Genomic DNA, 20,283 nt, shown 5'->3' with positions numbered 1-20,283 from the left:
TTTTCCTCATCCTCCATGAAATGTTTCCTATTAGGCGCTGCCTTTGCCTTGGCAGCTCTCAGCAGTCATCCCCTTCAAGCACAAATAGTTGACTCTGCGCAGGTGCGCCGGCAACAACAGCAACAACGTACCGCCGATGCCAAGGCTGCGCTGGATGCGCAAAAGCAACAAAGTGCCTCTACGCGCAGTAGCGTAGACCAAAGCAAATCTCAGCTCAAGAACCAGGAAAACGCGATGCGCGAGCAGAAGCGGCAGCTGAAAGAGCAAAAAATGGAGCTTCGGCGCCAGCAGGATGCGGCGAAAGAGGCTCGGCGCCAGGAAAGCATTGCCAAGCAAGCAGTGCGCGCTGAAAAGCAAAAAGCTCGCGACGCAAAAAAAGCCGGTAACATGTAGGCCTGTTGTGCGCTCACCCTATTTACTTACCGAAAACTCCAGCCGCAAGCTGGAGTTTTTTCGTACCCTTTTCCAATCAGTTTTACTATACCCCAGCCCCCATGGCCAACCAGCCAACCAAAAATACGCCCATGCTGTATCCGTGGCACCACTTTGTGCTGCTGCCGGCCATGCTCATCCTCTCTATCTACAGCGTACGGCGCTACCTTGCCGTAGCCGGCGACGACTCTGAGGATTCCCGGCTGTGGTTTACCCTTATGGCCTTGGCAGTAGTGAGCTTTGGCGTACTGGTAATGCTACGCCAGCACTACGCCCTACAGCTCCAAGACCGGCTTATTCGGCTGGAGGTGCGCCAGCGCTACTTTGAAGTTACCGGCCAGAGCCTACGCCCCCTCGAAGAACAGCTCACGCTAAAACAGATTCTTTCCCTGCGCTTTGCCGGTGATGCTGAGCTGCCAGCCCTAGTGCAGGCGGCCATCCGGGAGAAGCTGGCTCCCAAGGATATTCAGGCCCGCATTCAGGAGTTTCACTTCGACCACCTACGAGTTTGAGCAGAAATACCCGGAATAGGTGGTTGAAACGGACATTTCATCGGCGAACTTTGTTTCTGCTTTTGTGCTTGTACGCACTACATCTGCTTTTTTACGGGCGACTTTCTGAGTTGCCACTTCACTCTGCCTCATGATTCTGTACAACGTCACCACCAGCCTCGACCCGGAAATTGCCGACCAGTGGGTGGCCTACATGCGCGAAACGCACATGCCGGATGTTATGGATACCGGCTTTTTTCTGAAAAGCCAACTATGCCGCCTGCTCAATGAAGAGGATGACGGCATCACGTACGCCGCTCAATACTACTGCGTAAGTTTAGAGCAACTAGAAGAGTACCAGCGCCTGGCCGCCCCAGCCCTGCGCGATGAAATTGAAAAGCACTTCGGCGGCCGCTACGCCTCTTTCCGCACCATGCTGGAAGTAGTTGACTAGCGGTGAGCTAGTGATTTAGTGCCTGCGTGATTCAGCTTTGTTGCCTAGGCCGGTCGTCATGGCGAAGACACAGGACGAAGCAATATTTCCTCGTCGCCAGTATTGCATCTGAAGAAACTCAAAAGCCCTTATTTCCCGTGTGGAAGTAAGGGCTTTCTGATAGGTCAACGCTCAACGAAGGGTAAGGAAGGATTGCTTCGTCCTGTGTCTTCGCTATGATGACCGGCCTAGGCAGCTTCCCTTACTCCTTTACCACTTCACACTCGTAGGCCTGCAGCTGCTCAATGGTCAGGTTGCCGTTGTGCCACTCGGGGTCGAGGTTGGCGCCTATTTTCTTGTAGAAGCCAATGGCGGGCTCGTTCCATTCCAGCACCTGCCACTTCATGCGGTTGGCGCCGGTGTGGCGAGCTTCGGCCACCACGGCATCGAAGAGGCGCTTACCGATGCCGGTGCCGCGCAGCTCTTCCGTTACTACCAGATCCTCGAGGTAGAGCATACGGCCCTTCCAGGTAGAGTAGCCTGTGTAGTAAAGCGCAATACCCTGGATTTTGCCTTCCTGCTCCGCTACAAAGAACTTAAAGATGGCATCGGGCCCGAAGCCGTCGCGCTGCATGTCTTCCAGCGTGTTCGTGACTTCATCAGGGGCACGCTCGTACACGGCCAGCTCCTGAATGAGGGCTAATACCTGGGGCAAATCGGCCTCCCGGCCGCGGCGGATGGTGATAGTTGACATAGGTACAAATGTAGTGGCCTAGGCCACTTTTCATACCTCAGCAGTAAGGATAGGCCCCCTGGAAAAGAAATGCCCCTCCGCTTACTAAGCAGAGGGGCACTAACCTATACAGCCAAGGCTGGAATTACATTACGGGCTGCATCTTTTTGATGTCTTCCGTCGCGTTAACCGCGTTGATTTCGCGCGTCGCAGGATTTTCAACTGCTGTTTTGCCACCCGTAGTATCAGGAGCGGCCGGAATGGGGGGCAGTGGCTGATCCACGATATCCTCATCCGACTTAATATCGGGGTTACTGCAAGATGTTACGGACAGCGTCATCGAGGCGGCCAGCAGACCGAACAGGAGCGTTTTTTTCATATCTGAAAGCAAAAGAACAGAGGCAATTACGGCAGTTGCGGCCGCGAAGATACGTTGAGAAATGTGAGTTTTACGTGTTGCTCCGCTAATGCAGCCAGAGTATTGGCCGTAATTCGCTCTGAGCCCCCGAAAAACCCGTTATTTCTTGTAGGGGTTTACCCCCATGTTCTGATAGGCAAAGGCCCAGACATCAGCCCACTCGTCAATTTGCAGCTTGGTGCTTTTGCCGGCCCCGTGGCCCGCATTCACATCCACCCGAATCAGCTGGGGCTTAGGGCCTGCATTGGCTGCCTGTAGGGCCGCCGCAAACTTGAAGGAGTGCGCCGGCACCACGCGGTCGTCGTGGTCGGCGGTGGTAATCAGGGTGGCCGGGTAGCTGGTGCCCGGCTTCAGGGTATGCAGAGGCGAGAATTTATAGAGGTTCTGGAACTGGTCGTAGTTATCAGAGGTGCCATACTCGGGGGCCCAGTTCCAGCCGATGGTGAACTTCTGGTAGCGCAGCATGTCCATTACGCCCACCGCCGGGAAGGCCACGCCACACAGGTCGGGGCGCTGGGTCATGGTGGCGCCCACCAGTAGGCCCCCGTTCGAGCCCCCGGCCATGGCCAGTTTCTCGGTGGTGGTGTAGCCCTGCACCTTGAGGTACTCAGCGGCGGCAATAAAGTCGTCGAATACGTTTTGCTTGTTGGGCGTCATGCCGGCTTTGTGCCAGGCCTCGCCGTACTCGCCGCCGCCCCGCAGGTTCGGAATGGCCAGGATGCCGCCGTTTTCCAGCCACAGCATACGGGCCACGCTGAAGCTTGGCGTCAGGGAGATGTTAAAGCCGCCGTAGGCGTAGAGGTAAGTGGGGTTCTTGCCGTCCAGCTTCAGGCCTTTTTTGTGCGTGATAAACATCGGGATCTTGGTGCCGTCCTTGCTGGAGTAGAACACCTGCGTGGTCACGTAGTCATCAGGCTTCACATCTACCGTCGGGGCCCGGAATACGGTGCTGGTATTTGTGGCCAGGTCATACTTATAGATGGTGGTGGGGTAGGTAAACGAGGTGAAGGCGTAGTACACTGTTTTGGAATTGCGCTTACCGCCGAAGCCCGAGGCCGTGCCAATAGCGGGCAGGGCCACATCGTGCTTAAACTCTCCTTTCTCAGTATATACCTTCACCAGGCTGCTGGCGTCTTTCAGGTAAGACGCTACCAGGTAGCCGCCCACCTGGTCTACGCCTTCTAGCTTATTCTCGGTCTGAGGCAGCACCTCTTTCCAGTTGGCCTCCTGGGGCTTCTTGGGGTCGATGAGCACGACGCGGTAACGGGGAGCCTTGTAATTGGTATGCACCAGCAGCTTCCCGCCCACGTTGCCCACTACCGAGTTGTTGTACTCGTAGCTGCTAATGAGAGGCGTGAAGGTGTTGGCCTGCTTGGGGTCAGTGAGGTCGCGCACCGAGAGGCGGTTACCGTCGGCTTTACCATCGGTGAGGTAGAGCACCAGAAAGCGCTCATCCTCGGTGGTGCCCACGGTGCGGAAGCCCAGGGCCATTTTGGGGTCCTCGTACACCAGCTTATCGGTGCTCTGAGGCTTGCCGAGCTGGTGGTAGTACACTTTGTGGTACTCGTTTTTGCCGGATAGCTGGTTCTGCCCGGCTTTGGGGGCATCGTAACGGCTGTAGAAGAAGCCGTCTTTGTACCAGGCCGCGCCCGATACTTTCACCCACTGCAGCTCATCGGTGAGGGGCTGCCGGGTTTTCAGGTCGAGCACCTTCATCTTCTGCCAGTCAGAGCCGCCGCCACTAGTGGCGTAGGCCAGGTAACGGTGGTCGTTGGAAAAGTAGGTACCGGCCAGGGCCGTGGTACCGTCGGCGGAGAACTTGTTGGGGTCCAGCAGCACGTCGGGCTGGCCCTCCTGTCCATCTTGCTGGGTATAGAGCACGGCCTGATTCTGAAGGCCATCGTTCTTGCTGAAGTAAAGCTGCTCACCCTCCTGCTGCGGAATGCCAAACCGCTCGTAATTCCAGATTTTAGTGAGCCGCTCCCGAATTTTATCCCGAAACTTTATTTGCTCGAGGTAACCAAACGTCACCTTGTTTTCGGCCTCAACCCACGCCTTAGTTTCGGGCGAGTCGAGGTCTTCGAGCCAGCGGTATGGGTCGGCCACAGTGGTGCCGAAGTAGTCGTCTTTATGGTCGACTTTCTTGGTTTGCGGGTATTGCACAGGAGAGGAAGTAGAAGTGGTAGCAGCACCAGCAGCTTTTGTAGCCGGCCCCGAAGATGCTGGTGCACTTGGCTGCGCCGAGCGACAGGAGGCCAGTGCTGCCAGCGCGAGTACAGGAATAGTAAGTTTTTGCATAGGTTAGGAATACGGGAGAAGTGCCGAAGTTAAACGAGAACTTCAGGAGATATAACAGGCCTAGGGGGCAAACAGGTTTGGCAACGCCCCTTATTGCATGCGCCCCACCTTCGGAATTACCTGAATCAGGAAGCGTTTGTTGTCGCCCTCGCGGCGGCCCTGGTAGCGGCCCGTACCGTAGAAGCCACTGCCGCCAATGATGAGCTCTATGCTGCGGTCCTGGCTGAAATTGATGCCATTCTGCCGCCAGAAGTTCAGCAGGTTCAGGGCGCGGCGGTAGCTGAGCTGGTAGGTGGTTTGCTCTTCAGCCGCATTGCGCGGGTCTCCTTGGGGGTAACGGGCGGCCATGCCCTCCACAATCACGAGGTAGCGCACGGGCTGGTCGGTCTTGATGCTTTTGAGGACTGAGCGCAAGGTGCGGCCGGCTTGCAGCAAGGCAGGCTTGTAGGCTTCTTGTATCTCGTCGCGGCCGGCTTTGAACTGCACGGGTACTAGTAACTCGTGCCGCTCATTAGTGGGGTCGTACTTAAAGTACTTACCCTCCAGCTTCTGCAGAGAGCGGCGGATTTTGGTTATCTGCTCCAGTTCAATGGCCTTGGCTTTCAGCTCTCCATTGGCCTGCTTCAGCTCTCCTTCCCGGTCCTTAAACAGCTTAAAGCTGTACACAAACAGCACCAGCATCACCACAAACAAAGACGTCATCAGGTCCACGTAGCTGGGCCAGAAGAAGTCGTTGCTTTGGCGTTTATTGGAAGTGGCGTTGTTCATGGAAGGTTATGTTGTAGATCCTCTTCGCTCATCAATATCAGTCCCCAAACCATCATCATCGGCCAAATAACTATCCAGAGAAAGATTAACAATCGGATTAATGATTTAAGCCAATGAGTTTGCTTAGGCTTAGCAATAAGAAAGAAGAACCCAGCAGCAACTGCTACTGCATAAAATAGTGCTACACTAACGTAGGAAAGAATGACTTGAGTGGGCATAGCAAACAACTTCACATTGTCCGCTACTGCGGCTGCACGCCCCCAAATAGCTTATCCATAAACCGCTGGAAACGGTTCTTGGAAGTAGTTTTTACCAGCACCGTATTCAGGTTGGAAAGCTCCGAGAGTAGCTTAGCCTGAATCTGGGAGTCCAGCTCTACTTTGCGCATCAGCTCGCGCTGGGTGGCGGATACGTCGCGGCTGAGGTCGGCTTGTTGCACGTTGAGGTTCTGGAAGGGCTCCAGCTGTTTCAGCAGTTTATCTAAGATGTTGTCGGCATTGAGCTTCTCGAAATACTGCTGCCATTTCTCGTAGGCCAGTTGAGCCTGCCGCTCATTGTAGGCCAGTCGCTGGGTCATCACGTCGGCCAGCGATACGCCGGCTTGGTCGATGTGCTGCTCGGCCCGGTCACGGAGGTTGCGCAGCTCTACTTGGTGCTTCTGGAAGAAATCCAGCATAAGCTGCACCGAGTTATTGTTGCCCCCGATGTACTGGCCTAGGTCGTTGATGCCCTTCTCAAAGCCGCGCAAACGGTCCAGAATACTGTTCACACTTTCCGCCGACTGGTAGCCCTTAGCCAGCATATCGTTGAGCTTCTGCTGGTAGCCGGTGAAGGCCGCAAACATCTCCGCCGATTCCCGCACTTTCTCAAATACGGCAATGTTGGCGGCGGCCATCTTATCGTAGCCAATAGTATCGAGCCGCTCTAGGAAGTCGCTCTGCACCCGAATGTTCTGGGTCACCTTATCCATCAAGGGGTTAAACAGCTCCACCTGGCCTACAAACTGCTGATTAAAGGCATCAAGCACCGACTTGAGGTTGGTGAGCGAGCTGGCCATGTCGGCGTGCAGCACCGGCAGCAGGCGGGCCTGCAAGAAGGTGTAATACTGGTTCTGCTTGCGGTCGAGCTGCTCCCGGGCCTGGCGCAGCACGCCATTGCCGAGCAGCGTCAGTAATAGGCCTACGAAAGAGCCCGTCATGGCAATAAGTACACCCGTGAGAAACGGCGTCAGGGCGTTCTCATCCGACACCCCGTTGCGGGCAATACCCACCAAACCCAAGATTACCCCCAGGAAGGTACCCAACAGGCCTAGATAAAGCGGCGTGGCTACGTTGGCCTGCACCGAGTTATCCAGCACCTCACTCTGCCGCTCCGAAATGTCTTTCAGAATGCCGAAGTCGGCGGCAGCGCCTTTGTTATGGCGCAGGTAATCGTTAGTATCGAGCAGGATTTCCTGAAACTCCGGGGAGGCGTTTTCGGCCTTGATAAGGTTGGAGGCGAAAGAATCGGGCGGAGCGTCGGCGGCGTAGTCGGGCAGGTCGCGGCCATCGGGTAGCACAATGCGGTGCTCTACGCGCAGGGCCTCTTTTGATGGATAAAGCTGGGCCAGACGCTGGGCATTGGTGCGCGTCCGCAGAAACGTGCGGATCTGCAGGCCCACTACCACGGCCACTACCAGCACTTCAAGAATAATTTCAAGCATAACGCTACGAAGCTACAGCTAAAAGCTAGTTCCCCCCTTGGAAAGGAGAGGCTAGGAGTGGTTGCCTAAAAGGCAGGAATTGAAACATCCCAAAACAACGTCATGCTGAGCTTGCCGAAGCATCTCTACCGAAGCTAATTATATAAAGTTAGCACTGCGGTAGAGATGCTTCGGCAAGCTCAGCATGACGTTGTTTACTATACTTTTTGCCTGACGTGTGAAACGGGTTTTCAGTTACTCAAACCGGATAGCAGCTTTCTGCTCAATCTGCCAGTTGCCTGCCACCTTGCGCAGTACACCTTCCTCTTCCGTCACAATGCGTGTAACGGAACTAGTGGGCTGCTGATATTTACAGGCTTCGCGCAATGAGTATTGTGCACTTTGGATGGCATACGCGTGCACCGCGGGGTTAGAGGTCACGCTGAACGTTGCCAGTTCCGGCCACTGCGGATCCAGATGAATCTCGTAGATGCTGTCGTGCTGAGGTTCGTCGCTGAGGTCGTACTCATTAAACGTACCGTTTACAGGCACCTTTACATAACGCGTTTGCTGCTGGGCAGCAGCCGGAGCCACGGGAGCTGACGCAGGAGCTGCGGGTGCAGCTGGCGTAGGTAACTGAACGGGCGGCACCAGACTCTCAAACTCGTCGCGCGGGGAAGCGGCGGGCGGTCCAGCGGGCACGGCGGGGGGCACGGCTGCTACCTCAGTCATGGGCACGGGGGCTGAGTATACTGGGGCCGCAGGCGCAACAGACTGAGGCTCTGCACGCGGTGCGGGAGCAGGAGCCGCGGGGGTAGGTTGTGCTGTTATCTTTTCCGGGGCTGAAGCTCTTGCACTACCAGGTGCCGCACCAGCCAACTGGCTCCGCATCTTTTTCATTTCTTCTTCCACACGCTGTTGCACCAACATCTCTACCTCACGTTGCTGAGCCGGAGTCAGGCGGTCGGCGGCAGCCGAGCTACCAAGTTTAGAGCCACCTGCCGGGGCATTCTGCAGCGCCAAGATCTCATCGCGGCGCTTATCAATGCGGGCCCCGAGCTCTTTCTGAAATCCATCAATATTGCGGCGTAATAAGTAGTAGAGCACTAAGCTCAGCAATGACATAATCAGCGCCAGTGGCCCGAAGAACTTGTTCATCAGGCTCTCTCCCGCTCCGCTGCTGGTAGTACTAGCAGTGTTAGAGGCCACACCAGCTTCTGCTAGGCCAGCATCCTGCGAGTCAGCAGCCAAGGTATTTTCAGCAGCAGTGGTAGTAGTATCCACCTGCTCGGTAGCCGTTTCCGCGGTGCTTAGGTCGCCGATGGGCGTGCCGTTTTGCACATAGTTGTTCAGGGCCGTTTCCAGCGTAGCCAGGCGCTGCATCCGGGCCGGATTAGCCCGGCGGGCAGGCGAAGCCTTCAGGCGGGTAATGATTTCCGTGGTCAGCTTCTGCAGCCTCGATGAGTTCGAACCGAGGCCCTTATACATCGTTCCCTTGCCTTCCAGGGGCTGGTACAGCGCGCTATACACCCGCTGACTATCGGCCTTGATGCTGGCTTCAAACGCATTCAGCGAGCTACCACACTGCAACTTGCTCTTGAGATTAGAGCGGCCATTGTCATCGTACACGTAGCGAGCCGTGGCACACCAGATCTGTACCTTCTGCTCATCCAGCGTGGGCTGGCCTAGCGGCGTTTGGGCACGGGCGCCTGCTGCTAAAAGCAGTAGGCCAGTAAGCAAAGAAGCAGCGCGACGGGAAAGAGTCATAGGGTGTTAGTTGGGTAGGGGGGCAGGTTAAGAAAGAAAGCTAGTTGGCATCACTCGTATCGATGCGTGAAGCTTACCAGAGTGTCACCATTTATTGTTTGAAGCTTTTGCTTAAAGGCTCGCCTATTAAATGGGCCGAATATATTTCGCCGCGCGACCTCCCTAGTTGCTCCAGGGACTATTTTGGCGATATAATATTCACTGTCTGTGCCCTTAAATATGATGCATCGTTCGTTAGCTCCAGCAGCACTCAGGGTCTCTGACAAGAGTGCATCAGCTAAGCCAAACTCTTGGTCATTAAAATAAAGATGAACATCCGTCATAGGTTCACCCCAAGAGCCTTTTAGGCCAGAAGCGTAGTAGTCTCCTATTAGCTGTTCCTCACCGTATTCATCCCCCCAGAAACAAGCAGATAAAGACAATAATAAGGGCAGTAATAGAAAACTACTATAACGCTTCATAGCCAAAGAGCCTTACGACTGCAACTCGCGGCTCAGGTTGTAGAGGGCCTGCTTCAACGGCAGGAAAAATAAGGTCTCCGGCAGCGTTTCATCGGAAGAAAGCTGACGCTGAAACTGGTGCAGGCCTAGACTTAAGCTATCCTCAATTTCACGCTGCAGAATGTCCTTCACGCGCTGACGGTCCACATCTACACCTACTTCGCGCAGGTAAGGCGCTACTTCGTCGCCTTCGAGCACGAGGGTGAGGTAGTTGCGCACGTTTTCCAGCACGGTGTCTTTCAGGGTAGCATCAACCTGGTTTAGCTTGAGGCGCTGCTGATTGAGCTCGGTGCCTTCTACAGCGCCGCTGTATTTCACCGGCTTGATGCTGTCGTAGTCCGATGTGTTGGTCTTCTCCTCAAAGAGCACACCGCCGTTAGTGGTGGCTTCCTTGGGGTTGTCGGCCAGAATAACCCGAAAGTTATGTGGTGGCTCGGTGCCGGTTACGGCCTGGAAGATGGCTTTCGTAATCTTTTCAATAGCCACCAAGGAGCTGCCACCGGCCAGCAGACGCAAGTAGAGGCTGCCTTTGCCGGAGAAGCAGAGGTAGCGCGGCGTTTTCAGGCCGAGGTGCTTCACTAGCTGCGCAGTGTGGTAGATGATGCTGGTGTAGTGCAGATAGAACAGCACTCGCAGCTGTCGGCCCTTGCCTAGGCCTAGCGCCTGGGTAAAGCGAAGCGCATCATCATACTTAAACAGCAAGCTCGTGACGTCGGCAGAGCCGAAATCGGTATTGCTGAGGGCAGCGCGCAGGTAGCCTTTGTACTCCTGGTTTTGCTCGGAGTCGGGCAGGCTTTCTACGTGACCTACGCCTAAGCGGAGCAGACCGTTTTGCTTAGGTGCTCCCTGCACGCGGGCATACCCGTCGCCCCACAGATCGTCGCCGGCAAAGCGGAACGAGGTGCTGTAGGCCGGCTTCTGGTCGGCGAAGAGCAGCAAGTCGGTGGTACCACCACCGATGTCGATGTTCACCACGTTTTCGTCGCGGTTGGGCACTACCTGGTTGGTGGCGGTGAGGTAGTAGTACGGTGCCACCGATTCGGTGAGGCAGATAGTAGGGCGGCGGGCCTTGAACACCTGCTGGAACGCCTCATCCCACACTTGCTGGAACTGGTTGCGCAGGAAGCCATCGAAGCTCAGCGGGGCAAACCATACCACGCGGGTATCTTCCAGAATACCACCGTGCAGCGCCGCCTTATGGCGGAGCAGCAACAGAATTTCCTTGAAGAAGGCCTCAATGCGCGACACGCCCTGGGGGTCCAGCTCCGCCGACCACTTCAGGTTGGTGATGAAGCGGTTCTGGGGTAGTTCGGCCGTGTTTTCAGTGTTGATGCTAAAGCCGATGTTAATGTTGCTGAGCACTTTGGCCGGCTCGTTGGCAAACGACGTCGTTTCGCACACGGCCGTCCGGATCGGAAACTCATATACCGAGCCGCCTTCACCCACGAACGAGGGTACAAACTCCCGGTTTTGCAGCGTGGCAATGTTGTCCCAGATCTGGCCCGCACCCGTGCGGTAGCGTTGCGCGGCTGATAAGCCGGCATCGGCCACCGGAGCATGTAGCCACTCCACCTGCACATCGGCTTCGCCAATGGTCAGCGGGCGGGGGTGCGCGGTGGGTGAATCGGCGTAAGCAATGTGGGTGTTCGTAGTACCAAAGTCCACCGCGAAGGTGAAGCGGCGGGTACCACGGTCCAGCTCGCGCCAGCGCGGCACGAACAGGCCGCGAGCCGGCTCAGCGCCAATGGTGGCGGGCGGGCAGGTCAGCTCAGCAAGGTCAAAGTGAGTGCCGGTAATTTCATAGTAGGTGCTGCCGGCAGTGGCCATGCTCTTCTGGGTGCGCTCGTAGCGAGTGGCGCGGCGAGCGGCGCCCTGGTCCGTAATCCGCTCCCCGTTCACGAAGAACTGCAGGTCGTAGCGGCGGTTGAGCATGGTAGGTGCGTTGTCGGCATCCACCAGCATTACCTTATAGAGGTCATTAAACTCGGGCTGGTAGCGCACCTTGTAGAACGGGAATACGCCCACGCCCACGGCAGCCTTCACAATGCGGCCCTTTTCTAGAATCTCGCGACCCTGGGCATCCTTCGGGTTCTGCGGATTGGTATAATAGCTGCGCTCGAAGGTGATGAAACGTCCCGCCTGCACCGGCACGCGCAGCTGCACACGCACGTGGCTGAGGTCGATGGTGAAGGTGAGCAACTCGGCCAGCTCATTCTCCGTGAAGTACTCGAAGAAGGCTTGCTTCAGCGGCAGCAGATACGGGAAACGTGCCCGGCCTTGCCCATCGGCGCCATACTGGAACGTGACTTTACCGGTGTGGAAACGCTGGGTGTTCAGCTCGTAGGGCAGTTCTACCAGTGAGTCCTCCAGTAAGTCGCCTACTGTGAGGTACGGGTACTTGAAGCCCTTACCGGGCAGTACGCGGCTTTCCAGCGCTACCTCATCATAGTACGGCACCGGCGTACGGTCGTCCCAGGGCTGGCCGTTGAGGTAGTTGGCGCCGGGCATCGTGAGGTTCGGGCGCAACACTAGTGGCCTAGGCCGGCCGGCAATGGCTTCGCGGGTCGGCTGGATGAACAGGTCGGAGCTGGTTACGGCCGACTGGTCGGCGCGGCCAGGCAGTGGCACGCCTTTCACGCTCACCAGGTTGCCGTGCACATCTACCAGCGCAGGGTAGCGGGCAGCAAACTGTTGCGCCGAACGGTCGCCCTGCATTTGAAGCTGGTTGATTTTGCTACGGTCGAGGCCCGCGTACACGCTGCCGGCAAACTCACGGCGCTGCAGTTGTGGGTAGGCCAGGAACAGCTCGTACACGAACTCCCGGAACTGCGGGTCGCGGTCTTCGAGCAGCACGGTTTGCTTGTCGAAGTAGTGGCCGCGGGCCTGTGGACGCTCCAGGTCCAGAGGCTTTACCTCGGGACCGGTGAAGAGGATGGTTAGCGGCGAGGTGCCACCCAGCAGGCGCGTGCCGCCCGCTAATTCCGGCGACTCATAGTACACCAAATACATGTCGGTGAAGTCGCGGAAGCGCTCATCCTGCATGTACAGCTGTAGGGTTTCGCCCAGCAGGCGCGTGCCCTCCTCCTGCCGCATCCGGCGGATTTCTGCCTCGGCGTTCCAGCGGCGCAGCGTGATTTTGCGGCCGGCTTGGGTGTAGAGGTGGTAGTTATAAAGCAGTTCCAGCAAGTCCCAGAAGTGCGTGGTCAGCTCGTGGTACACCGAGCCGGGGTTGCGCTGCCCTTCGCGGGCGAGGAAGTCGAAAGCCGTTTCAAACAGGTGCATCCGCGCAAAGGGCGTCGGGATGCTCACGGCCAGGTTGCGGGACTTGCCCCCGGCCGGGTCCGTAACGGTATTGATTTCGGTGCTCGTTACCGGCGCCGTTTTCTGCCAGCCCTGAACCTGCTGGGAGCCATTATTATGTAAGCGAAGGACTTTGGCCATGTGCTGCTGAAATCTGTTCTAGAAACTAGTACTAATTCCCCTCCTTAGAAAGGAGGGGTTAGGGGTGGTTGAGTGGCCTAGAGCGTTACCACTGGGGCGTCATGCTGAGCGCAGTCGAAGCATCTCTACCGCTTCGTAAAACGATTAGAGTTACCCTCGGTAGAGATGCTTCGGCAAGCTCAGCATGACGTTCCTTTTGGACGGCATACTGGCCTAGCAAAGCAACTAAACAACATCAGCAACGAGGTCAACCACCACAGCGTCGGCTAAAGCCGCCGCATCCCTTCCTCATCTGAGAAGGGGAGTTTTTGTTCTTACACCACCTTCACCTTCTCCTCAAACGCCTTATCGGTCACATCATAGAACAGCTCCAGCATCTTGCGGAAGCTGTCGGGCTCTTGGATGGACTTTTCGGTTTTGTTGAGGTTGTCGAGGAGGTAGTTGTGGCTGAGACCTTTGTTGAAGAAGTCGTTCCACTTCTTTTCCACGGGCTTGCCGAGGATCATGGCATTGAAGTCGTCGGTCTGCAGGTCGAAGGGACGGAAAGAACGACGGTTCTGGGCCAGCTCCTGCAGCCACTGATCTACGCCGGAGTCGGGGCTGTGCAGGAAGGTGTTCAGCTCCCGGAAGATGGGCTCATTGCGCATGGCGTAGTCCAGCTTCAGGTTATCGGCGTAGGGCGCCTTGTCGGTGGGCAGGTGCTGCTTGTGGTAGCGCGTGAAGTACAGGAACTGCGTGAGCTGCTTGGCAATGATTTCGCGCGACTCATCGGGCAGGTGGCTGAACTGAATTTCCGGCGCATCGGCCTGAAGGCCATACTCATGGAAGTGCGGGCCGCCGGTGCGCAACTCAGTGGGCGAGTAGCGCATGAAGTCCACTATGCTCAGAGCAGCCAGGAGTTCAATTACGTGCGCCTTATTCTTCTGCTGGGTACCGCCGGGCTGGTTCTCGTAAGGCGTATCGGGCGTGTCGGCGAGGTAATACAGCGCGTCGAGGCCTTGCAGGTTGTGCTCGTAGTAGCTGAGCGCCGCCTTGGTTTTCGTCAGGAAGTTGTTGGAGTCGATGACGGCGTTGTCTTCGCTCTGCAGGGCGAAGTAGGGCATCACCGTTACGGCACCAGTGGGTGCGTCGCGCAGGTAGCGGGCGTTGCTAAGGCGGGTGTTGGTGTCCTTCAGATTCTTGAGCATGAGCGGGAAACCCGCCGCACCCGTACCGCCGAAGATGCTCGACACGAAGAACACTCGGTCACCATCCTGGAAGTTATCGGCAAAAAACCGCATTTCGGGGCTTTCCACCAGTTTGTTCAGCACAATGCTGCCCACGTTCGGGGAGCCACGGAAGCCAATGGTCAACGGGCTTTCCAGGTTATCCTGGGTGAAGAGCAAATCCACGAGGCCCTTCGAGTCAACCGACAGGCCATCGTAGCTCAGGTACTGCCGGAAGCTTTGGTTGATACCGCCGAAATCGAAGATGAAGGTATCCTTCACCGAGCCGTTCACGTCCTGCGAAATGCCGCTCAGTGTGCTGATATCAGTTTTGAAGAAGCCTTCCTCGCGGGGGCCGAGGCGCTTGTATATCTGCTGATAGCTCTGCAGCAGCTGCACCGTGCGGTTCATGTCGCCGTTGTGCGCGTCGGGGTCGATGATGATGGGAACTACCCGGTCGCAGTTGGGCAGGTCAACGCCCGCGGCCAGCAGCATGGTGAGCGAGCGGATGACGCGGGAGCCCGTGCCGCCAATGCCGAATAAAAAGAGTTTAGCCATGGTGATGCTGAAGTTGAACGAAACTCCCCTCCTTAGCTAAGGAGGGGACGTTCAGCCGCAAGGCTGAACTGAGGTGGTTGGCTCGTTGCTGACGTTGTTTCGCCTGAACTTAAACCCGTTCTAGGCCAGTCAACCACCCCTAGCCCCTCCTCAGCTGAGGAGGGGAACTAGTTTTTTAGCTCTAAAAAGGCGTAGTACTCGCGTTGGTAGAGCCTTTGCGCAGAATCAGGGAGAAGATGAAGAACCAGAACAGGCCTAGGATGGCGTTCCAGGTAGCCAGCCAGTAGATGTAGCTATGGTCCGTAACCTGCTGGGCGTGGGCTTGGCTAATTGCCAAGCCGAAGGCAATCAGGGCATTTATCACCAGGAAAATGGCCCAATGACGGCCCTTGTTGAAGGTAGCCACGCCCAGCATCCGGTTGATGACATAGTAGAATATCACCACCAGCGCCAGCGAGATACCGATGTTCAGCAGGCCTATGTTAGGGAATATCACGTCGCGGTACACGGGCGTATCGGCGGGAGGCTGAGGGGCACCAATGAGTTCGTAAATGGAGCGGAATAGTGCTTTCATGGAAGGAAGTAGGGCCAACTAGCCGTTGGCAATTCGTTGAACGATGAGGGCGGAACGAAATTGTAAGCACGGCCCCGACTGAGTAGCCGAAGCATTCGGTTTCGTTAATGAACGAAAACCATTCCAATTGCGCTGAAAATGACACTCTGCTACAGCGCTGAGTTAGTCACCTAACTTCTACTCGGCTGGCTGTAAGGTCAATGGCACTTCGAAAATCGGCTTTTTTTCTGCGCCGCCTTGCGCCTCCAGCCCATCCAGGAGGGAGCTCAAGGCAAAGGTTTTGGGCGCGGGCGTAGCGTCGTTCTTGGTGGTCCACTGGGCTACCCAGGCGGGGCGCTGGTCCTGGAGGCGTAGCACGAGTGGCCTGGCAGCCTTGGGAGCCTTGGTTAGGCGCACTTTAGCGAAGTGGGTGTACTTGCTTTCCGGGCCGCTGCTGGCACGGTTCTGATCAGTGGCCGCAAACACGTCGAGCAGCTTGGCATCGGTGTCCACGCCTTGCAGCTTCAGGTTCTGCTTGAGGTAAGCCACATCGCGGTATTGGCTGGGCAGGCCTTGCAAGTTTAGGCCTACTACAAACTCAACAGGCTGCTGAGCCGAGGCTTCACTCACCGATATTACGCGGTAGGTATCGGCGTTGCGCTTGCTGGCGCCGGCGTCGCCGTAGTACCAGCTGCCTTTGTTCTGGAACTTGTTGAGCACCGAATACCCCGGCTGCGGATACGTGACGCCGAAGTGGGCTTGCTTAGCCGGCTGCTGCTCCAGCAAGGCCGCATCAAACTGCCGTACCGCGCTGGCGGGGCCTACTACCCAGATGTAGTAAGGAATTTCCGTGTCGCAGCAGTTGGTTTTCTTGCCCGAGGCTACTAAAGCCGGGTAATAGGTGCCGCGGAAATCAGAGGTATAGCCGTACACCGACACGGCCATATCTGACTTGGCTCCACTACGAGTGAGGGCGTCTGTAATGTCGGTTTTGATGTACGGAATGGCGCCCGCGTTTTTGGGCGAGTAAATGAAGTCCGAAATCAGGACGCTCACGGTGCCAGGCTGGTAGTAGTTCGTCATCAGCGTATCCAGCACCGAAGGAATGTCCGTACTCTTGGCGGGCTGCTGAATGCCGCTGCGCACGGTGCCAGAAATGGCTTGGTATGAATCCTTATAAGGCCGCTCTTTAATGCGGTAGAACAGCTTCTGGCGGGCGGCCGAGGTGCGGTTTACCTCCGAGAGGAACTGCGCCACATGCTGCTGAAACTTAGTATTCTCGCCACTGGCCCCGGTTTTGGGCATGAAGCCTTCCATGGAGCCTGATACTTCCAGGAACACGTTCACCGCCTGTAGGGGCTGCGTGGTAGCAGCCTCGGTTGCCGGCTCCGGCGTTCTGACTGGTACGGCGCCCGGTACTTCAGTCGGCGGTACGTCGGATGGGGTTTTGGTGGCGGTACCCTCCTCCGTTTTCATATCGGAGCGGGAGTAGCAGCCAGGTAAGAGCAGCAAAGACAGGCCTAGAGCAGGCAGCAGGCGGGAAAAGGAAGACATGTAGCGCATCGGGCTAAAGTAACGACAATCTGCCCTCACCGGATACATGTTGAAATGTTGATTTAGTGATTGAGTGACTTTGTGAAGTAAAAAAATACGTCATCCTAATGCAGGAAGGATCTTACCATTGTAGCACGAGGCGCTAGGCCAGTCGTACTTGCTTGATAAGATCCTTCCTGCGTCAAGATGACGTGCGGGGTAGGCCGCTTTTCACTTCGTCACTCTATCACCTCATCACGATAGCCTAGCTGTAATCTATTTCGGTGTTGTCGCCGATGTTGAGGCTGTGGCGGGTGCCTTTGAACAGCGCATCGGAACCAACGATGCAGTCGTGCATGACGGCGGAGCGCAACTCGGAGTAAGACCCAATGATGGAGTCGCTGAGGATGGTGTTCTTGACGATGGTACGGTCGCCAATGGCCACGTTGGGGCCGATGATGGAGTTACTGATCTGGCAATCCTTCCCGATGCTCACGGGCGGAATAATGATGGTATCCGGAAACTGCGGCACCTGGCCTAGGAACTCCGGCACGTTGAGCAGGCGGGCGTTGGCCTCCAGCAGGCTCTCCTTGCGGCCGCAGTCAAACCAGTTATCAACCGAAACCGTGGTCATGTCGGCGCCGTCCTGAATCATGAGCATGAGCGCATCGGTGAGCTGAAACTCGCCGTGGGTGCGCTGGTTCTGATCAATAATGCGCTCCAGAGCCGAGGCCAGCCAGTCGGGGTTAGCAATTTTATAGAGGCCTACGAGGGCGAAGTTCGACTTCGGGATGCGCGGCTTTTCAACCACTTTGGTTACGCGGCCATTGCTGGCCGTCTCTACCAGGCCAAACATAGACGGCGTTTTCACTTCCTTCACGGCCAGCACCGTGCCTTCGGTGCGCATTACAGCGGGCAGGTCCACGTCCACAATGGTATCACCGAGCAGAATCAGAATACCGTCGGCTTCGTGGCGAAACTGGTCACGGGCCAGCCACAGGGCGTGGGCAATGCCCTCGCGGGGCTCCTGCACCACAAACGAGCTGCGCAGCTGTGGATACTGCCGACGCACGTAGCTTTCAATTTTCTCGCCTAGGTAGCCGATGATGAACACAAACTCCTCCACCCCGGCACTCATAAGCCGATCAATGATGTGGCCCAGGATAGTATTGCCAGCCACGGGCACCAGCGATTTGGGCTGGGTGTGCGTATGCGGCCGCAGGCGCGACCCAATACCGGCAACAGGAATAACTGCTTTCATGAACAATGAGCGTGGCGTAAGCACGCAAAATAGTGAATTGAGGCGGGAGCGAGCCATAACACAACTGCTATGGCCTGAATCCGTACTTTGCAGCGCACCGGTTTACATCGGCCCAATGACTCCCGGCAGTAACCAGCTGACCCGACCCAGGGTTCAGCAATCCGCATTTTGCTTCTCCTTTTCCCAACTTCCTATCTCTTACCCAATCATGAAACGCTTTCTTCTCTACTTCGCGGGCCTGGTAATTCTGCTCTCGCAATCTTCGTGCGGCTACAACGGCATGGTTAGCCGCGACCAGGCCGTGAAAGCTCAGTGGGCCAACGTGCAAAGTGCTTACCAGCGCCGCTCCGACCTGATTCCGAACCTGGTGAACACCGTAAAAGGAGCCGCTAACTTCGAGAAATCGACCCTGACGGACGTTATCAATGCCCGCGCTAAGGCAACCAGCGTGCAGCTCAACGCCGACAACCTCACGCCCGAAAACCTCCGGCAGTTTCAGGAAGCTCAAAGCCAGGTGGGCGCGGGCCTGGGCCGTTTGCTGGCCGTATCTGAAAATTACCCGGAGCTGAAAGCCAACGCCAACTTTCAGGAGCTGCAAGCCCAGATTGAGGGCACTGAAAACCGCATTAACGTGGAGCGCAACAAGTTCAACACGGTTACCAACGACTACAACGGCTTCGTGAAATCCTTTCCCAACAACCTGTTTGCGGGTATGTTTGGCTTTAAAGAGAAACCATATTTCGAGGCTGACCCAGCTTCGCAGAAAGCTCCAACGGTGCAGTTTTAATTTGGCTTGTTAGGGTCTTGGGGGTGTAGCGTCTGGCTGGCCATAGAAAGTGCGAAACCAAGACTGTATGCCCCTAAGATCCCAAGACCCCAACAACCATGACCAACCCTCTTACCCCTGAGCAGGAGGCGGCCCTTGTGGCCGCCATCAAACAGGCCGAGACAGCCACCTCGGGTGAAATCCGGGTGCATCTGGAAGACACCTGCCCCACCCCCGAGCCACTTGATAGAGCCGCGCAGGTATTCGCCGATCTGGCCATGCACAAAACTGCGCAGCGTAATGGTGTGCTGTTTTACATGGCCTGGGAAAGCCGTCAGTTTGCCGTAATCGGCGACATCGGAATTAACTCCGTTGTGCCCGACGACTTCTGGGAAACCACCAAAGAAACTGTGCTGCACCTGTTCCGGTCTGAGCGCTACGTACACGGTCTGGAACAGGGCGTGCGCATGGTGGGCGAACAACTACGCCGGTACTTCCCCTACGACGCCGCCACCGACCAGAACGAACTCGACGACTCTATCTCGTTTGGCGACTCCAAGCCGCCGCGTGTATGACCAATATCCTCTCTCCCGCGCTCCGACGCTGGCTACTGTTACTAACGCTGTTACTGGCCTTTGTGCCTGCCTTGAGCCCCCTAGCCCTAGGCCAGGACGTACCGCCTCGGCCCAACCCGCCCCGCCTGGTTAATGACTTGGCCGGTATGTTGCGCCCCAACGAGGTGCAGCAGTTGGAGCAGAAGCTGGTGGCCTACAATGATTCTACGTCCTCGCAGATTGCGGTGGTTACCGTGCCCACACTGGGCGACTACGAAATTGCCGACTACGCCCAAAAGCTTTACGAAACCTGGGGTATTGGACAGAAGAACAACAATAATGGCGTGCTGATACTAGTAGCGCAGCAAGAACATCAGGTGCGCATTCAGCCGGGTTACGGCTTAGAAGGAGCAATACCTGATGCCTTAGCCAAGCGAATCATATCCAACACCATAGCACCCGCCTTCAAGGAGGAACGCTACTTCGATGGAATTGACCGCGCCACCGACCAACTCATTGCCTTGGCAAAAGGCGAGTATAAGGCTGACCCCAGCACCATGCCCCAGCGGCAACGCAGCCGCGACTCCAGCGGCTCGGGCTGGACGTTCTGGCTGATTATCGGCATGCTGGTGCTGTTCATCCTGCTCCGCAACCGGGGCGGCGGAAACGGGGGCCGCCGCAACCGCGGCTTCGGCGGCGGCATGATTCCGCCCATCATTTTCGGCGACTTCAGCGGCGGCCGCGGCGTATTTGGCGGTGGTGGCTTCGGCGGAGGTGGTGGTTTTGGGGGCGGCGGAGGCGGTGGCTTCGGTGGCTTCGGCGGCGGCAGCTCCGGCGGCGGCGGCGCCAGTGGCAGCTGGTAGGCCTGCTAGCCTAAGACTACACGCAACG

The 20,283-nt window shown here is 56.7% G+C and carries 17 protein-coding genes; 6 read left to right on the top strand and 11 right to left on the bottom strand.

The genetic code is table 11. The features are described from left to right. Positions 1 to 15: 15 nt before the first annotated feature. The 3 genes from HMJ29_RS08940 to HMJ29_RS08930 all read left to right on the top strand — a co-directional run bounded on the left by HMJ29_RS08940 (position 16) and on the right by HMJ29_RS08930 (position 1,377). Entirely contained in the window at positions 16 to 393 is a 378-nt protein-coding gene (locus tag HMJ29_RS08940; RefSeq protein WP_171591153.1) for a hypothetical protein, read from the top strand. 101 nt (positions 394 to 494) lie between these two features. Beyond that, a complete protein-coding gene (locus HMJ29_RS08935; protein WP_171591152.1) occupies positions 495 to 944 on the top strand; it encodes a DUF6526 family protein in 450 nt (149 codons plus the stop codon). A 130-nt stretch (positions 945 to 1,074) separates the two neighbouring features. Then, complete coding sequence (locus HMJ29_RS08930; RefSeq protein WP_171591151.1) at positions 1,075 to 1,377, top strand: DUF4286 family protein; 303 nt, start codon at positions 1,075 to 1,077, stop codon at positions 1,375 to 1,377. Between the two features lie 241 nt (positions 1,378 to 1,618). Here the strand turns inward: HMJ29_RS08930 and HMJ29_RS08925 are convergent, their stop codons facing one another. From HMJ29_RS08925 to HMJ29_RS08875, 11 genes are all read right to left on the bottom strand, one after another. Next, positions 1,619 to 2,110, bottom strand: coding sequence for a GNAT family N-acetyltransferase (locus HMJ29_RS08925; protein ID WP_171591150.1), 492 nt, complete (start codon positions 2,108 to 2,110; stop codon positions 1,619 to 1,621). A 124-nt stretch (positions 2,111 to 2,234) separates the two neighbouring features. Further along, complete coding sequence (locus tag HMJ29_RS08920) at positions 2,235 to 2,468, bottom strand: hypothetical protein (protein WP_171591149.1); 234 nt, start codon at positions 2,466 to 2,468, stop codon at positions 2,235 to 2,237. A 138-nt stretch (positions 2,469 to 2,606) separates the two neighbouring features. Beyond that, complete coding sequence (locus HMJ29_RS08915) at positions 2,607 to 4,805, bottom strand: prolyl oligopeptidase family serine peptidase (RefSeq protein ID WP_171591148.1); 2,199 nt, start codon at positions 4,803 to 4,805, stop codon at positions 2,607 to 2,609. Between the two features lie 90 nt (positions 4,806 to 4,895). Then, the gene (locus HMJ29_RS08910; RefSeq protein WP_171591147.1) at positions 4,896 to 5,573 is read right to left on the bottom strand and encodes a hypothetical protein; all 678 of its coding nucleotides are present in this window, start codon (positions 5,571 to 5,573) and stop codon (positions 4,896 to 4,898) included. A 241-nt stretch (positions 5,574 to 5,814) separates the two neighbouring features. Then, the gene (locus HMJ29_RS08905; RefSeq protein ID WP_171591146.1) at positions 5,815 to 7,275 is read right to left on the bottom strand and encodes a BAR domain-containing protein; all 1,461 of its coding nucleotides are present in this window, start codon (positions 7,273 to 7,275) and stop codon (positions 5,815 to 5,817) included. 234 nt (positions 7,276 to 7,509) lie between these two features. Further along, a complete protein-coding gene (locus HMJ29_RS08900; RefSeq protein WP_171591145.1) occupies positions 7,510 to 9,021 on the bottom strand; it encodes a hypothetical protein in 1,512 nt (503 codons plus the stop codon). Between the two features lie 473 nt (positions 9,022 to 9,494). Further along, positions 9,495 to 12,962 (bottom strand): acetate and sugar kinases/Hsc70/actin family protein, encoded by a 3,468-nt coding sequence (locus HMJ29_RS08895; protein ID WP_171591144.1) that lies wholly within the window; start codon positions 12,960 to 12,962, stop codon positions 9,495 to 9,497. A gap of 314 nt (positions 12,963 to 13,276) precedes the next feature. Continuing rightward, positions 13,277 to 14,725, bottom strand: coding sequence for a hypothetical protein (locus tag HMJ29_RS08890; RefSeq protein ID WP_171591143.1), 1,449 nt, complete (start codon positions 14,723 to 14,725; stop codon positions 13,277 to 13,279). A 181-nt stretch (positions 14,726 to 14,906) separates the two neighbouring features. Further along, complete coding sequence (locus HMJ29_RS08885; RefSeq protein ID WP_171591142.1) at positions 14,907 to 15,299, bottom strand: hypothetical protein; 393 nt, start codon at positions 15,297 to 15,299, stop codon at positions 14,907 to 14,909. Positions 15,300 to 15,476: 177 nt separating this feature from the next. Beyond that, on the bottom strand, positions 15,477 to 16,832 hold the full coding sequence (locus HMJ29_RS08880) for a hypothetical protein (RefSeq protein WP_171591141.1): 1,356 nt from the start codon (positions 16,830 to 16,832) through the stop codon (positions 15,477 to 15,479). Positions 16,833 to 17,076: 244 nt separating this feature from the next. Beyond that, positions 17,077 to 18,072, bottom strand: a complete 996-nt coding sequence (locus tag HMJ29_RS08875) for a sugar phosphate nucleotidyltransferase (RefSeq protein WP_171591140.1) — start codon at positions 18,070 to 18,072, stop codon at positions 17,077 to 17,079. A 208-nt stretch (positions 18,073 to 18,280) separates the two neighbouring features. Here HMJ29_RS08875 and HMJ29_RS08870 point away from each other — a divergent pair, with 208 nt between their 5' ends. The 3 genes from HMJ29_RS08870 to HMJ29_RS08860 all read left to right on the top strand — a co-directional run bounded on the left by HMJ29_RS08870 (position 18,281) and on the right by HMJ29_RS08860 (position 20,255). Then, the gene (locus HMJ29_RS08870; protein WP_171591139.1) at positions 18,281 to 18,859 is read left to right on the top strand and encodes a LemA family protein; all 579 of its coding nucleotides are present in this window, start codon (positions 18,281 to 18,283) and stop codon (positions 18,857 to 18,859) included. 98 nt (positions 18,860 to 18,957) lie between these two features. Beyond that, positions 18,958 to 19,413 carry a TPM domain-containing protein gene (locus HMJ29_RS08865; RefSeq protein WP_171591138.1) on the top strand — a complete coding sequence of 152 codons (456 nt, stop codon included), beginning with the start codon at positions 18,958 to 18,960 and terminating at the stop codon, positions 19,411 to 19,413. Further along, positions 19,410 to 20,255 (top strand): TPM domain-containing protein, encoded by an 846-nt coding sequence (locus tag HMJ29_RS08860; RefSeq protein ID WP_171591137.1) that lies wholly within the window; start codon positions 19,410 to 19,412, stop codon positions 20,253 to 20,255. Before HMJ29_RS08865 ends, HMJ29_RS08860 begins: the two co-directional genes overlap by 4 nt. Positions 20,256 to 20,283 lie beyond the last annotated feature (28 nt).

The organism is Hymenobacter taeanensis (assembly GCF_013137895.1).
GTDB classification, from domain to species: Bacteria; Bacteroidota; Bacteroidia; order Cytophagales; family Hymenobacteraceae; genus Hymenobacter; species Hymenobacter taeanensis.
The sequence above is the reverse complement of the archived record's forward strand: the minus strand, read 5'-3'. Positions and strand labels throughout refer to the sequence as shown.